The 14,173-nt window shown below is 26.8% G+C and carries 13 protein-coding genes and 1 tRNA gene; 4 read left to right on the top strand and 10 right to left on the bottom strand.

Features of this window, described 5'->3' with window-relative positions:
• Window positions 1–22: 22 nt before the first annotated feature.
• The 4 genes from FRIFI_RS02475 to polA are packed head-to-tail and all read right to left on the bottom strand — an operon-like array spanning window position 23 to window position 5,415.
• Complete coding sequence (locus tag FRIFI_RS02475; RefSeq protein WP_166504893.1) at window positions 23–1,603, bottom strand: ABC transporter substrate-binding protein; 1,581 nt, start codon at window positions 1,601–1,603, stop codon at window positions 23–25.
• The gene (locus FRIFI_RS02470; RefSeq protein ID WP_092927290.1) at window positions 1,603–2,163 is read right to left on the bottom strand and encodes a lytic transglycosylase domain-containing protein; all 561 of its coding nucleotides are present in this window, start codon (window positions 2,161–2,163) and stop codon (window positions 1,603–1,605) included. The genes FRIFI_RS02475 and FRIFI_RS02470 overlap by 1 nt, the downstream gene beginning before the upstream one ends.
• Window positions 2,156–2,758 (bottom strand): dephospho-CoA kinase, encoded by a 603-nt coding sequence (gene coaE, locus FRIFI_RS02465; protein WP_092927292.1) that lies wholly within the window; start codon window positions 2,756–2,758, stop codon window positions 2,156–2,158. The genes FRIFI_RS02470 and coaE overlap by 8 nt, the downstream gene beginning before the upstream one ends.
• A gap of 8 nt (window positions 2,759–2,766) precedes the next feature.
• Window positions 2,767–5,415: a DNA polymerase I gene (gene polA, locus FRIFI_RS02460; RefSeq protein ID WP_166504892.1), complete on the bottom strand. Its 2,649-nt coding sequence runs from the start codon at window positions 5,413–5,415 to the stop codon at window positions 2,767–2,769.
• A 152-nt stretch (window positions 5,416–5,567) separates the two neighbouring features.
• On the opposite strand from polA, the gene FRIFI_RS02455 reads away from it, so the two are divergent.
• Window positions 5,568–5,653 (top strand) — tRNA-Leu (locus FRIFI_RS02455).
• Window positions 5,654–5,698: 45 nt separating this feature from the next.
• Here the strand turns inward: FRIFI_RS02455 and FRIFI_RS02450 are convergent.
• From FRIFI_RS02450 to FRIFI_RS02440, 3 genes are all read right to left on the bottom strand, one after another.
• Complete coding sequence (locus FRIFI_RS02450; protein ID WP_092927296.1) at window positions 5,699–6,577, bottom strand: metallophosphoesterase; 879 nt, start codon at window positions 6,575–6,577, stop codon at window positions 5,699–5,701.
• 64 nt (window positions 6,578–6,641) lie between these two features.
• Entirely contained in the window at window positions 6,642–6,824 is a 183-nt protein-coding gene (locus tag FRIFI_RS02445) for a hypothetical protein (protein ID WP_092927298.1), read from the bottom strand.
• Between the two features lie 53 nt (window positions 6,825–6,877).
• Window positions 6,878–7,585, bottom strand: a complete 708-nt coding sequence (locus FRIFI_RS02440; protein WP_092927300.1) for a hypothetical protein — start codon at window positions 7,583–7,585, stop codon at window positions 6,878–6,880.
• Between the two features lie 199 nt (window positions 7,586–7,784).
• Between FRIFI_RS02440 and FRIFI_RS02435 the strand changes: the two genes are divergently transcribed.
• Window positions 7,785–8,690, top strand: a complete 906-nt coding sequence (locus FRIFI_RS02435; RefSeq protein ID WP_092927302.1) for a selenium metabolism-associated LysR family transcriptional regulator — start codon at window positions 7,785–7,787, stop codon at window positions 8,688–8,690.
• Between the two features lie 51 nt (window positions 8,691–8,741).
• Here the strand turns inward: FRIFI_RS02435 and FRIFI_RS02430 are convergent, their stop codons facing one another.
• The 3 genes from FRIFI_RS02430 to pdxR are packed head-to-tail and all read right to left on the bottom strand — an operon-like array spanning window position 8,742 to window position 11,874.
• Window positions 8,742–10,136 carry an aminopeptidase gene (locus tag FRIFI_RS02430; protein WP_092927304.1) on the bottom strand — a complete coding sequence of 465 codons (1,395 nt, stop codon included), beginning with the start codon at window positions 10,134–10,136 and terminating at the stop codon, window positions 8,742–8,744.
• Window positions 10,137–10,175: 39 nt separating this feature from the next.
• The gene (locus FRIFI_RS02425) at window positions 10,176–10,394 is read right to left on the bottom strand and encodes a DUF896 domain-containing protein (protein ID WP_092927306.1); all 219 of its coding nucleotides are present in this window, start codon (window positions 10,392–10,394) and stop codon (window positions 10,176–10,178) included.
• Window positions 10,395–10,452: 58 nt separating this feature from the next.
• Window positions 10,453–11,874: a MocR-like pyridoxine biosynthesis transcription factor PdxR gene (gene pdxR / locus FRIFI_RS02420; RefSeq protein WP_092927308.1), complete on the bottom strand. Its 1,422-nt coding sequence runs from the start codon at window positions 11,872–11,874 to the stop codon at window positions 10,453–10,455.
• 108 nt (window positions 11,875–11,982) lie between these two features.
• On the opposite strand from pdxR, the gene FRIFI_RS02415 reads away from it, so the two are divergent.
• Both FRIFI_RS02415 and FRIFI_RS02410 read left to right on the top strand, forming a co-directional pair.
• Window positions 11,983–12,777: a histidinol-phosphatase HisJ family protein gene (locus FRIFI_RS02415; RefSeq protein ID WP_092927310.1), complete on the top strand. Its 795-nt coding sequence runs from the start codon at window positions 11,983–11,985 to the stop codon at window positions 12,775–12,777.
• 50 nt (window positions 12,778–12,827) lie between these two features.
• Entirely contained in the window at window positions 12,828–14,165 is a 1,338-nt protein-coding gene (locus FRIFI_RS02410; RefSeq protein ID WP_092927312.1) for a polysaccharide biosynthesis protein, read from the top strand.
• The last annotated feature ends 8 nt before the right edge of the window (window positions 14,166–14,173 follow it).

Here is a 14,173-nt window from a genome sequence, read left to right as displayed (position 1 = left end):
AGTCAATTATTTTTTTATTAATTTACTTATTTTTTATAGTTAAATTTGTTATACCCTCATAAACGTCAAAATCATTTGGTTGTATTTTACCTTCTATTCTACTATTTGTAACCATATAATCATTTCTTATAACTAAACTTATCATAGGCACATTGTTATTTACATATTTTTGTATAGAATCATATATGTCTTTAACTTGGCTTTCGCTAGTTGCTCTTGTTAAAGAAGCCATATAGTCATTAAGTTTTTCATCTTTATAATCTAAACTTTTTATTATAGGAGTTGCATCAGGTATAAATGATAGTTCCCATCCAACTAGTGCTAAGTCATATTTTTTCCCAGAAATAGCTTTTTCAAGATCTTCACCTTCTAGTTCATCCACCTCAGATTTTATTCCTATAGCTTTTAGATTTTCTGAAATAATATGTGCACACTTTACCCTATCTGTATTATTCTTATTTACAACTATTTTTAAGTTTATCTGTGAATTACTCTTTGTATTACTTTTGTTTTCTTTTTGATCTTTTGAGTTACTCTTATCACCATCAAACTTAACTTTACTTAAATATTCTTTAGCTTTTTCTTTATTATAATTAATAGATTTTATATCTTTGTTGTAATATTTTGAACTTGTATTAAGTGGGAAATTAACAATATTAGCATCCCCCATATAAGCCTCTTCTAATATTTTTTTCTTATCTATTGAATATGCTATAGCTTTTCTTAAGTTAGAGTCTAATAATATTGGATTATCGTAATTAAAGATTATATTCTCATAATCTCGTCCTTCATATTTAGTAATATTAAATTCAGTTTCATGAAATTTACTTAAATCATTTAAAGATACCTTGGCTATATCACTATCTAACGCCATAACCATAGCAACTTGTGCCTCTTGATCTGGAACTATACCTACTCTTATATCTTTGGCTGTACTTGGTATTTCTTTATAATAATCTTCATTTTTAGTTAAGAACATTCCGTCTCGTTCTTCATATTTTTCTATTTTGTAAGGTCCATTTCCTATTAAATTATTCTTATTATTAGTTATATCTTTTTTAGATAAAGAAGATAAATTATTTTTAGATAATATAGGGAATATAAGTGTCTCTATAGAAAATGAATAATTTTCATTTAAGCTTATATTGAATTCTTTATCATTTATTATATGCACTGATTTTATATTTTTCACTAATTCACTATAAGGATTTTCTTCACTTTTTTTTATAAAATCTACTGTAAACTTAACATCACTAGATGTAACTGGGCTTTTATCATGCCATTTTGCATCTTTTAGTTTTATATTTATTTCCTTACCACCATTTTCAATTGAGTACTTTTTTACTAGTTGCGGTACTACATTGTAATTTTCGTCTATTGTAAATAAGCTATCATATATTAGATTCATTACATACCCAACAGACTTGTCTTTGTTTAATATAGGATTTATAGTCTCGGGCTTTACCATAGTTAAATTTATATAATCTGAATTTATATCACCCTTACCACTTTCTTTTTTATCTTCAGTTTCAATTTTAGAACTACATCCTACTACAATCATTGCTATAACTAGGATTATAGATAAAACCTTAGTTTTTTTCATTAGTTTTTTCCTTCCTTGCCATATATACTATTATAGTTTTTATAATTATTTTTGACTTTATCTAAATAGTTAGATGTTTCTGTAAATGGTATATTGTGAAGCATTTTACCATCCTTGCTATACTCATTATTTCCAAGCCATTTATTAACGTTACCTGAACCACCATTGTATGCTGCTACAACTAAATCCAAGTTTCCAAATTCTTTATATAGCTTATTTAAATACCAACATCCTATTTTTATGTTAGTTTCAGGATCAAATATATCTATATTATTTTCTAGATTAAGCTCATCTATAGCCCAATTTCTAGTTATATCACTTATTTGCATTAATCCTTTCGCTCCCTTATTAGATATGGCATCCTTTTTAAATTTACTTTCAGCCTTCATAATACTATAGACTAAATTTTCTTCTATATTAAATTCTTTTGAGTATCTTTCTACATAATCTGAATACTTTTTAGGGTATAAGATTTTATGTATTGTTTTAGTTTCTATTAAAAAACCAGTTAATATAATCAATGAGATAGATAATATTATAAGTATCTTTTTATTATTCACACCAATTCTCCTTTATATATTCAATGAGTTGGTTAGCTTTTATCTCTAATTCTTCAAATGAATAGGAATTATCTATTGTATAGTCTGCATATTTGATTTTTTCTTCTTGACTCATTTGAGACATTATGCGACTTAAAGCTTCATCTTTTGTACAATTATCCCTTTTTTGTATTCTTTCTATCTGTATATCTTGATTACATGTTACAACTAGTAATTTATCTACTACATCTAAATATCCACCTTCAATTAATAATGCTCCATCAATTAAAATAATATCGTTATGTTTTAACCTATATTCTTCAATTTTACTAATTATCTTCTCATAAATTTTAGGATGGGTTAAATTATTTAATTCTATAAGTTTTTCTTCATTGTTGAAAACTATATTACCAAGTGCCTTTCTATCTAAAGTCCCATCTTCTCTTTTTATATACATTCCAAATTTATCGAATACTTCTTCAAGAAGCAAATTATCTTCAAATATATTCCTTGAAATTATATCTGCATCTATTACTTCTATGTTTTTACTCTTAAATATATTAGATAGGCTACTTTTTCCACAGCCTATATTCCCTGTAAGTCCTAATATTAGCATATACTCACCTACTTTGTTTCATACCAAGAATTACCTATATTTAAATCTACATCTAAATGCACATCCATGTTAACTGCATTTTCCATTTCATCTTTAACTATTTTTTTAACTTCTTCTACTTCATCATCATAAGCTTCTACTATAAGTTCATCGTGTACTTGAAGTATTAATTTTGACTTTAATTGTCTTTCTTCTAACTTCTTGTAAACATTTACCATAGCTATTTTTATTATATCAGCTGCACTACCTTGTATAGGCGCGTTCATTGCAGCTCTTTTACCTGCATTTCTTAGCATAAAGTTACTTGATTTAAGTTCTGGAATATATCTTCTTCTATTTTGTATAGTAGTTATATATCCATTTTCTGTTGCATTTTCTACTACCTTATCCATAAAATCTTTTATTTTACTATATTTATTAAAGTAGTTTTCTATATATTCTTTAGCTTGCTTTACAGGTATATGTAAATCCTCTGATAGTCCAAAATCACTTTTTCCATAAACTATACCAAAGTTTACAGCTTTTGCATCACTTCTTTGCTTACTTGTAACTTCATCCATATTAACATTAAACACTTGTGATGCTGTTTTTGTATGTATATCTTCATTGTTTTTAAATGCTTCTATCATAGTTTCATCTTGACTCATGTGAGCTAATACTCTTAATTCTACTTGAGAATAATCCGCATCAACTAAGCTACAACTTTCATCTGATATAAATACCTTTCTTATGTTTCTTCCCATTTCAAGTTTAACAGGTATATTTTGAAGATTTGGCTCTGTTGATGAAATTCTTCCTGTTGTAGTTATAGTTTGATTAAATGATGAATGTATCCTACCATCTAATGGATTTATTATAGCTAATAAGCCTTCAACATAAGTTGAATTTAACTTAACAATTTGTCTATACTCTGTTATTTTATCTATTATTGGACTTTTATCCCTTAGCTTCTCTAATACTTCTGCATTTGTTGAATACCCTGTTTTAGTTTTCTTGATTATAGGTAATTCTAGCTTTTCAAATAATATAACACCTAATTGTTTTGGTGAATTTATATTAAATTCTTCTCCAGCTATATCATATATTTCTTGTTCTAATTTTTTAATTATAGTTTTAAATTCTATACCTAATTCATGTAATTTTTCTTTATCAACCTTTATTCCTTGATATTCCATCTCACCTAAAACTTCTACTAAAGGCATTTCAACATGATAAAGTAATCCATCCATTTCACTTTCTTTTATGCTTTTTTCCATTATAGGATATACTTCATATACTGTATTTATAACTTTTCCTATATAATCACATAGCTCTTCTAATTCTAAATCCTCATATTTTTTTGCTTTTACACCCTTACCTAGCAACTCTTCTTTTGACTTAACTTTTTTAGTAAGATATTTCATAGCTATTGCACTACATTCATAAGATGTAGATGATGCTGAATCTATTAAATACTCTGCTATTGTTATATCAAAGTGCATGTTCTCTAATTTTATATTATAAGGTCTTAAAGCTATATAATCCTCTTTTAAATTATATCCAAATTTCTTTACTTCCTTACTTACAAGTACTTCTTCTAGCTTATTTATCTCTTCTTCATTTATATAATATATATTAGTTCCATCTACACTTATAAAAATATGTATAATATTTTTTTCTAATATGTTCCCTTGTCTACTTACAGTATCTATGTATAGCTTTCCTTCTTTTTTAATATCATTTATAAATGCGTCTATATTTTCTAATTTTTTTATATTTAGATTAGACTCAATTTCCTCTGTTTCATTTCCTCCATCTATGCTAGATAGTCTAGATAATAAACTTGTAAAACCTAAATTCCTAAATGATTCTATTACCTTATCTTTATCATAATCTCCATATTCTAAATCATCTAGATTTATTTCTATAGGCACATCTCTTATTATAGTAGCTAACCTCTTACTCATTATGGCAAGTTCTTTATTTTCTTCTATTTTCTTTTTCACACTACCTTTTAGGTTTTCTACATTTTCTATTATATTTTCTATGCTAGAATATTCTTTAATAAGTTTTATCCCTGTTTTTTCACCTATACCTGGTACCCCTGGTATATTATCCGATTTATCCCCCATAAGACCTTTTAAGTCTATAAATTGAGTTGGAGTCATTTCATATTTTTCCATTACAGAATCAAAATTATACTCTTCAACTTCTCCTACACCTTTTTTAGTTATTAAAGTTGTAGTCTTATCTGATGCTAACTGTATAGCATCTTTATCTCCTGTAACTATGTATACATTGTATCCATTTTCTTCACCTAGCCTTGATACTGTTCCTATTATATCATCAGCTTCATAACCATCTATTTCTAATCTATTTATATTAAATTTGTCCAATAAATCTTTTAATGGTTCAAATTGTTCTCTTAATTCATCTGGCATTTTCTTTCTTCCAGCTTTATATTCATCAAACTCTAAATGTCTAAATGTAGGAGCCTTTCTATCAAATGCAACACTCATGTGAGTAGGCTTATATGTATCTATTATCTTAAATAACATTGTTGTAAATCCATATATAGCATTTGTTCTTAGCCCTTCCTTATTAGTCATTTCTGGTAATGCATAAAATGCTCTATTTATTATAGAGTTCCCATCTATTATAATTAATCTCTTATTCAAATTTATCACTCCTAGTTTTTGTCTATCTAGTATAATAGTTATTATATACCACTCTTATACTATTTATATTACCATAATATTAAAAGTATATTAACCATAAATATGTTGCAAACGTTTCATTAAGTTGCTACAATATTTATATACTAATACTTGCCGAATTGGTGGAATGGCAGACACGACAGACTCAAAATCTGTTGATAGTATTATCGTGTGGGTTCGAGTCCCACATTCGGCACCATTTAAGTTCTAACTATAACAGTTAGAACTTTTTTATTTATAAGTACTATTTTTTTGACTTTAAGTTTATTTGTACTATTTCAGGCTTACAATTTATTCTTATTACTACCTTAGAACCGCCTAATCCTTTACTTAAAATCATCTTAGATCCATTAAGATTATATTCACCTAAATCGTATTTTGGGAAAAACTCTCTATTTGGTGAAAGCACCCCTCCTATTTTAGGTATCCTTACTATTCCTCCATGAACATGTCCTGAAAGTACCAAATCTGCTCCCCAATTAGAATAATTTTCAAAAAAGAATGGATTATGAGCAAGTAATATATTGTAGCTATTTTTATCTATTTTACCTAAACTTTCATCCATGAAATTTTTATCTAAAGCTTTATTTTTATTTCTATAGTTACTGAAAAAATATGGATAATATTCTAGCGGTACTACTACCCCATATAAATTTATATAACTACTTCCTTTATTAACTTTTATCTTATCATTATCTAAATCTATTATGTCTTTATCTTTAAGTAATCTAAAATATTCTTTATATTCTTTTTTATATTTCTTATTAAGAGATTTCTGCTCGTGATTTCCAACTACATGGACTACTTTATATTTACAAGATATATAATCAATTAAGTCTAGAGCCACTTTAAAATTATCTTTTTCTCCATCTACTAAATCTCCAGTAATTACTATTATATCTGGATTTATTTTGTCTATCTCTTCTATAAGTTTTATATTACCTTTTCCAAATGTTTTATTATGTAAATCACTAATTTGTAATATTTTATAATTATCAAATTCTTTAGGTATCTTTTCATCTTCTATATTATATTCTATTTTTTCTAATGTAGTTGCTTCTCTTTTTAAAAATTTATATGTAATACCAACTGCTATGCCTGTTATTAATATTTCACTTATCATTGATTTACCTTCCTTGTCTAAATTTAAAAGAGCGACTAATTACAAATTAATCGCTCCTTTAAGCTTAATCCTTTTTCTTTACTTTGCTATAAAGTTTTGATGTCTTAGTCCTATTGCTTCCACTATCTTTTGCTCCTATATGAAGACCATCTTTTATCCCTAGTTCTGATCCATGCTCTGAAAGCATGTTTCTCCTTTCAGATTTGGTCTTAGGTCTATCTTTTAATCTATTTTTATTGTTATTCATTATTACTTCCTCCTAAATACTTAGTATTTAGGATTAATTTAACCAAAAAAAACTTATTTATTATCTAAATATTGCTTTAATATATTAACAAGTTTTTCTTGATTAATGATTTTTATATCCTCTATCTTATTTTCTTTGCTAAAAATTACTAGTAATTTAATCTCTCCGCTACTTTCAACTTCATACAAATCTATATTTCTATTACCTGCCTTGCTATATGCTTCTAAACTTGGGGATTTATCACCAAAGTATTCATATACTAACCTTGTATCCTTTCCTATGAAATTGTTAATATCTATTTTTTCTACACTGCTTAATGATATAGGTAATGCATAATTATATCTATCTACAATTATATCAGCACCATCATTAATATATTTTTCATTTAAATCTTCTTTAGATATCTCATAGGTTTGTACTTCTACAACATGATCATCTCTTAAATTTATATATAAAGCACTCTTATCTAACTTATTACCTTCAGTATATTTTGGATATATAAGCCTTTTATCCCTTATTTCCCTTGGATTATCCGAGTCTATGTAATAAGTCGTACAATATGGTTTCCCCATATTTTCTATAACATATTCATAGTCTTTATTCATTATCTCATTAACATTATTTTGAACCTTCGTCATCATCCTATGTTTCATTTCTTCATTAGGTAGGCTTTCATTTGTATTAATATTCTCGCTCTTACTACATCCCGTTACAAATGCACTAATGATAATGATGCTATATAATAATTTCCGTAGCTTCATAAATTAGTCCTCCTTTTGTTTATTAACACTTATTTTTTCCGATTTTATTTTACACATAATTATTCTAGTCTATCATTTATATGATTATATACTATTTATATAATAATAATAATACTTTTATGTATTTTGTAATGATTTTGTAACAGGTCATTTTTATACTATGCTATAATACTTATAAACAATATAAGGAGGTTTTGTCTTGGATTTTAAGCAATTGGAAGTGTTTGTTGCAGTTTGTAAGTATGAAAGTTTTTCTAAAGCTGCGAAGGAATTATTTTTAACTCAACCAACAGTTAGCTCTCATATTAATAACCTCGAAAAAGAACTCGGTACTGTTCTTATAAATAGAAATAATAAGAATTTAACTTTAACAAAATCAGGAGAAATACTTTACAATCATGCCATATTAATATTAAATAATTGTAAAAAAGCAGTTTATGATATAAAAGAGTATTCCGAAAAAATAGAGGGTATTATAGATATAGTTTGCAGTTCTATCCCTGAATCTTATATTATTCCTAATTTTTTAAATAATTTTTCTAACCAATTTAAAGATGTTAAGTTTAATATTAGTCACTATGACTCTAAGTCTGCAATTTCAGAAATCTTAAATGAAAGAATAAGTTTCGGACTTGTTGGTTCAAAATCTAACAACCCACAAATTGAGTACATAGATTTAATGGATGATGAGTTAGTCCTTATAACTCCTTTAGACGTTGTCCTTCCTAATTCTAATGGATTTATAGATATTGATTTATTATATTCTCTTAAGTTTATTATGAGAAAAGAAGGTTCTGGAACTAAAGATTTAATTATAAATAAGCTAAAATCTAATAATTTCGATACGGACAAACTAGATGTAATAGCCCATCTTGAATCTAATGAATCTATAAAAAAACTTGTACAATCTGGTCTTGGAGTTTCTTTTGTATCATATATATCTTGCATTGATGAATTAGAATCTAAAAAACTGAACATCTATAGAGTAAAAAATATAGAATTTAAAAGAAAGTTTTATTTTATTTATTCTAGAAAAAAAGTTTTTTCACCTTTAGAAAATAAATTTTTAACAGGACTATATAAATATTTCAATATAAAAAGATAGACCAAAATAAAAGGTCTATCTTTTTTAATAGTCAATTACTTCTAATATTACTTAAAGGTTTATGTTAAAGAATGCTTTATATCCTTTATACATCTCATATATATCAACTTTAGAAACTATTTCATATGGAGCATGCATATTTAACACACCTACTCCACAATCTATAACCTCAGCACCATAGTTTGCTAATATATAGGCAATAGTTCCACCACCACCTTGGTCTACTTTTCCAAGTTCAGCAGTTTGCCATACAACTTCGCCTTGGTTGAATATTCTTCTTACTTCTGCCATAAACTCTGCATTAGCATCATTGCATCCGCTTTTTCCTCTTACACCTGTATATTTGCTTAAAACTATACCATGTCCCATGTATGCAGAATTTCTCTTATCATACACCTCTGGGAAATTAGGATCATATCCTGCAGATACATCAGCCGATAATACCTTAGTATTTGCCATAGCTCTTCTTACTCTTAAGTTACAATAGTTTCCTTCTAAAGCTATAAGCTCTGCTACTGTATTTTCAAAGAATTTAGAGTGCATACCAGTATTTCCTTGAGACCCTACTTCTTCCTTATCTACACATAATGCTACTGCACAGTATTCAGGTTCAGTAGTTTCTATTAAGGCTTTGACAGCACCGTATGAACAAACTCTATCATCATGCCCATAAGCTAATACCATAGATTTATCAAATCCTAAGTGACGAGCACGACCAGAAGGTACTATTTCTATTTCAGCACTTAAGAAGTCTTCTTCTACCATATTGTATTTTTCATTTAATATCTTTAATACATTTTGTGCTACAGTTTCTTTTTCTTCGCCTTCAAGCGGCATATGACCAACTAGTAGGTTAAGTCCTTCTCCAGTTATACCTTCAGAAAGTTTCTTTTGCATTTGATCTCCTGAAAGATGTACTAGTAAGTCAGTTATACAAAATACTGGATCTTCTTCATCTTCACCTATACATATATCAATTTTTTTACCATCATTTAGGATAACTACTCCATATATTGAAAGTGGTATTGCTGTCCATTGATATTTTTTTATTCCTCCATAGTAATGAGTTTTAAAAAGTCCTAGATTAGCTTCTTGATATAGAGGGTTTGGTTTTAAGTCAATCCTTGGAGCATCTATATGACCACCTACTACTTTCATACCTTCTTCTAAAGATTTTTTACCCATAACAAACATAGCTACTGATTTATCTTTATTGACTGCATATATTTTGTCTCCTGGATTTACCTTTCCTTTTTGTATAGCTTCCTCTAGTGATATGTATCCATTTTCTTTTGCCATATTTACTATTTCTCTAGCAGAGGTTCTTTCTGTTTTTCCTTTGTCTAAAAATTGCATGTAATCTTTAGAATAAGACATTACATCTTCTATATTATTTTTACTTCTTTCAATATCCCATGCATTTTTAGCTTCATACTTTAAATTCATATTGCCCCTCCTTAAGTAATTATTAAATTTATATTATATTTAGTTTTGACTATTTTGGTTATTTTTCATATGCTCGTCGTATTCTTCTTTTGATACTACCTTTATATTATCTAATCTAGATCTAAAGTGCGCTCTAAAATGTTCTAGATATTCTTTTCTTAATCCTTCTCTTTCTATAGTTTCTTCTTTTGTTAATCCTTCTGCTTTATTCTTTTTAGCTAATTCATTTATTCTGTCTAGTTTCTTTTGATCAAACATTATTTCATTCTACTTAAAATAAATTTATTTTAAGTATTCTCCTTTCTATTTTCTTGTCTTAATAAAAAAATTTATTATTTTTTATTGTTATATTATCTTTATATTTATAAAGAAATTCGTCTAAGTTATCACTTATTATAGATATTCCCTTTTCTATATCTTGTATACTTGCCCTAGCTATATTTATCCTAAAAAACCTATCATCTACTATATTATCAAAAAAGTAAGTTCCTGGAAGAACAGATACTCCTTTATCTAATAAAAATTCTGTTAAGTCATGTGATAAATAGCCTCTTGGTAGTTCTATAAAAAAGTTAATACCTCCACTTCCATTTCTTATCTTTAGTCTATCGCTTAATTTATTATATATCAACTCTTTTGCCAAATTATATTTTTGTGTATATTGACTTTCCACACCTTTAAGATATTCATCCCAATTAAAGTTTTCCATATAATAATACATTGATTTTTGAATCAAACCTGGCGTTGATATATCAGATGAGTACTTAGCCCAAAGTACCTTTTTTAGTAATTCACTTGGAATTTCAACTATACCTATTCTAAGTCCAGGCATAAATATTTTAGAAAAACTTTTTATGTATATAACCCTATTTTTATCATCATAACTCTTTAATGGTTTATTATCAAGAGAATTAAATTTAAAATCACTTATAAAATCATCTTCTACTATATAAAAATCATATTTTTCAGCTAGTTCTATTAGTTTTTTCTTTTTATATGTAGAATATGATATGCCTGTTGGATTTTGAAAATTTGGCATAGTATATATTATTTTAGGCTTTATCTTTTCAAGTTTAAGTTTTAATACCCCTATGTCGATTCCATCATCTAACATAGGTATTGATATTATCTTTGCTCCTCTACTCTTAAATACTTCTATAGCTCCATTATAAGTTGGCTCTTCAACATATACTACATCTGAGTAATTTATAAGACCTTTGCAAACAATGTCTATACCTTGCTGAGCTCCTGATATTATTTGTAGATTATCCTTAGTTGTATTTATGTCTTTATTATGTAGATATTGTGCTATTTTTTCTCTTAATGGTTCATATCCTAAACCTTCATCATATTCGAATATAGTGCTTCCTTCATTAGTCAAGGCCATATTTATAGCCTCTTTAAAATCATCTATTGGAAATATTTCTGTAGAAGGATTTCCTGTATCAAAACTTATTATACCTTCTTTTCTTTGTATAGTACTTGAACTTTCTTGATTTATAGATGTAGCAAAAGTTCCACTTCCCATACTTTTATTGACATATCCTTCTTTTTCTAATAATTCATATGCTTTTACTATTGTCGTATTATTAACCCCTATTAACTTTGCTAACGTTCTTATTGGCGGTAGCTTTTCATATTCCTTTATTTTATTTTCACATATAAGTCTCTTTACATGATTATATATTTGTAAATATTTAGGACTATCTTTAATTAAATCTAAGTTATATTTTTCCATACTATCCCCACTTGTTTCTTTGATATTATCACTTGATGGTTATTACTATATTTGATAAGATTTATTATGTATATAATACCAAAATTTTATCAAAAAGGGGAAGTTTTTATGTTTTATGATTACCATATGCACTCAAGTTTCTCAAATGATAGTAAGACCGATATGGAAGATATGATTAAAAAATCAATAGACTTGGGTCTTAAAGAAATATGCTTTACAGATCATGTTGATTATGACCTTGCAAATGATTTTGATTGGGGTATTGATTATGATAAATACTTTGAAAAATTAGATTTCTTTAAATCTAAATATGCTAATCAAATATCTATAAAAAAAGGTATAGAACTTGGTCTTCAAAAGCAAATAATAACTAAGTGCAGTAATGATGCTAATAAATATCCTTTTGACTTTATAATATGTTCTTTACATGCTATAGATAGAATTGACTTATATTTTGGCGAGTTTTTTAAAGATAAAACTCAACATCAAGCTTATGAAGCTTATTTTAAAGAACTATATAATATTGTTAAAAACTACAAAGACTATTCTGTATTAGGACACCTAGATCTAGTTAAAAGATATGGAGATTATAAAAATATTTTAGATGATAGCTTATTTTCAGATATAATAGAAGCTATATTAAAACAAGTTATACAAGATGGAAAAGGAATTGAGATAAATACATCTTGTTATAGATATAATCTTCCTGACTTAACACCTTCAAGAAGTATAATAAATATGTATAAAGACTTAGGTGGTGAAATAATAACTACAGGATCTGATTCTCACCATCCATCTCAAATAGCATATCAATTTGATTATATTTACTCTTATCTAAAAGAAGTAGGATTTAATCATGTATGTAAATTTACCAATATGAAACCTGAATTTGTAAATATATAATTATTTTTTCACCTCCTTATGAATATATTTAAACATAAGGGGGTGATTTATTGAGAATACCCAATCTTATTTTTTCTACAGCCGTGTTGTTTATTTCCAACTTAATAGTTAGGGTAATTGGTTTTTTATATAAAATATTTTTATCAAGGTCAATTGGTGAAATTGGTCTTGGAATATACCATATATTATTTAATTTCTTAATGATTTGCTTAGCTTTAACTACTACAGGTATACCTACTACTTTGAGTTGTTTAGTTGCTAATAAAAAGGCTCTTAATGATAAACACAATAGCAATGTATTGTTTATATCTACACTTTATGTAGCATTTTTTATATCACTTGTGATTTCTCTTATAATAGCTTTTAATGCCCGTTTTTTGTCATTAAAACTATTAAAAGATGCTAATTTAAGTTTATTAATTTTATCTATCTGTCCAGCAATAGTCCTTATAACAGTATCAAATATATTAAGAGGATACTACTATGGTTTGAAGGAAGTCGTAGTTCCTGCTATAGGGCAAGTTCTAGAGCAATTAAGTAGAATATTTTTCGTAGCTTTAACTATTTTATTTATAAATAATAAATCTTTTAATTGTTATATTGCACTTTTAGGTATTTCTATTGGAGAAGCCATAAATATATTATATATATCAATTTGCTTATATAAAAACTCAAATTTATATAATACCTATACTATAAAAATAAAGGATTTTTACAATGCTTCTATAGAAACTATTAAAATGTCTATTCCTATAACTTGCAATCGTATGTCAAATATATTACTTCATTCTTTAAGCTCTATAATTGTTCCTTCTAGGCTAGTCTTATCAGGCATTAGCTATAGTCAAGCATTAAGCATGTATGGTGTTATAAATGGGATGGTTATGCCTTTTATATACTTACCATTTACCTTAGGTTCTGCATTAATTGTAAACTTGATACCTAGTATATCCCAAGAAATGTCACTTGGTAGATACAAAAGGGTAAAAGAAAAAATTAATTTTGCTATGCTTTTAACTCTAGGTGTAGGAATATTTTCCTCAGTATTTTTTTATACATTTGGTGAAAATTTATGTCTTTTAGTATATGATAATGAGCTTGCAGGTACTTACTTAAAATCAATGTGGTTAATCCCTCTATTTATGTCTTTAAATCAAACACTATCAGGCATACTTCATTCTATAAGGAAAGAGGTAATTTCAAGTTTAATTACTATTTTTAGTATGTGTATTCAGCTATTTGGAGTATATTTACTTACTCCTCTACCTAATCTAAATATTTATGCATATATCTATACAACAACTTTAATGTCATTTTTCACATGTATATTACATATTTTTGTTGTTATCAAAACTTTAAAAAACTTTTCTAAAAATATTAAATCTTAGGAGGTTAT

The organism is Romboutsia hominis, from assembly GCF_900002575.1.
Taxonomy (GTDB): Bacteria; Bacillota; Clostridia; order Peptostreptococcales; family Peptostreptococcaceae; genus Romboutsia_C; species Romboutsia_C hominis.
The sequence above is the reverse complement of the archived record's forward strand: the minus strand, read 5'-3'. Positions and strand labels throughout refer to the sequence as shown.

Bases quoted from the DNA above. Each gene is read 5' to 3' on its own strand.
- FRIFI_RS02450 (WP_092927296.1), bottom strand. From the start codon at position 6,577: ATGATAAGTGAAATATTAATAACAGGCATAGCAGTTGGTATTACATAT.
- FRIFI_RS02425 (WP_092927306.1), bottom strand. From the start codon at position 10,394: ATGTTTGATCAAAAGAAACTAGACAGAATAAATGAATTAGCTAAAAAG.
- FRIFI_RS02445 (WP_092927298.1), bottom strand. From the start codon at position 6,824: ATGAATAACAATAAAAATAGATTAAAAGATAGACCTAAGACCAAATCT.
- FRIFI_RS02430 (WP_092927304.1), bottom strand. From the start codon at position 10,136: ATGAATTTAAAGTATGAAGCTAAAAATGCATGGGATATTGAAAGAAGT.
- pdxR (WP_092927308.1), bottom strand. From the start codon at position 11,874: ATGGAAAAATATAACTTAGATTTAATTAAAGATAGTCCTAAATATTTA.
- coaE (WP_092927292.1), bottom strand. From the start codon at position 2,758: ATGCTAATATTAGGACTTACAGGGAATATAGGCTGTGGAAAAAGTAGC.
- FRIFI_RS02440 (WP_092927300.1), bottom strand. From the start codon at position 7,585: ATGAAGCTACGGAAATTATTATATAGCATCATTATCATTAGTGCATTT.
- FRIFI_RS02415 (WP_092927310.1), top strand. From the start codon at position 11,983: ATGTTTTATGATTACCATATGCACTCAAGTTTCTCAAATGATAGTAAG.
- FRIFI_RS02475 (WP_166504893.1), bottom strand. From the start codon at position 1,603: ATGAAAAAAACTAAGGTTTTATCTATAATCCTAGTTATAGCAATGATT.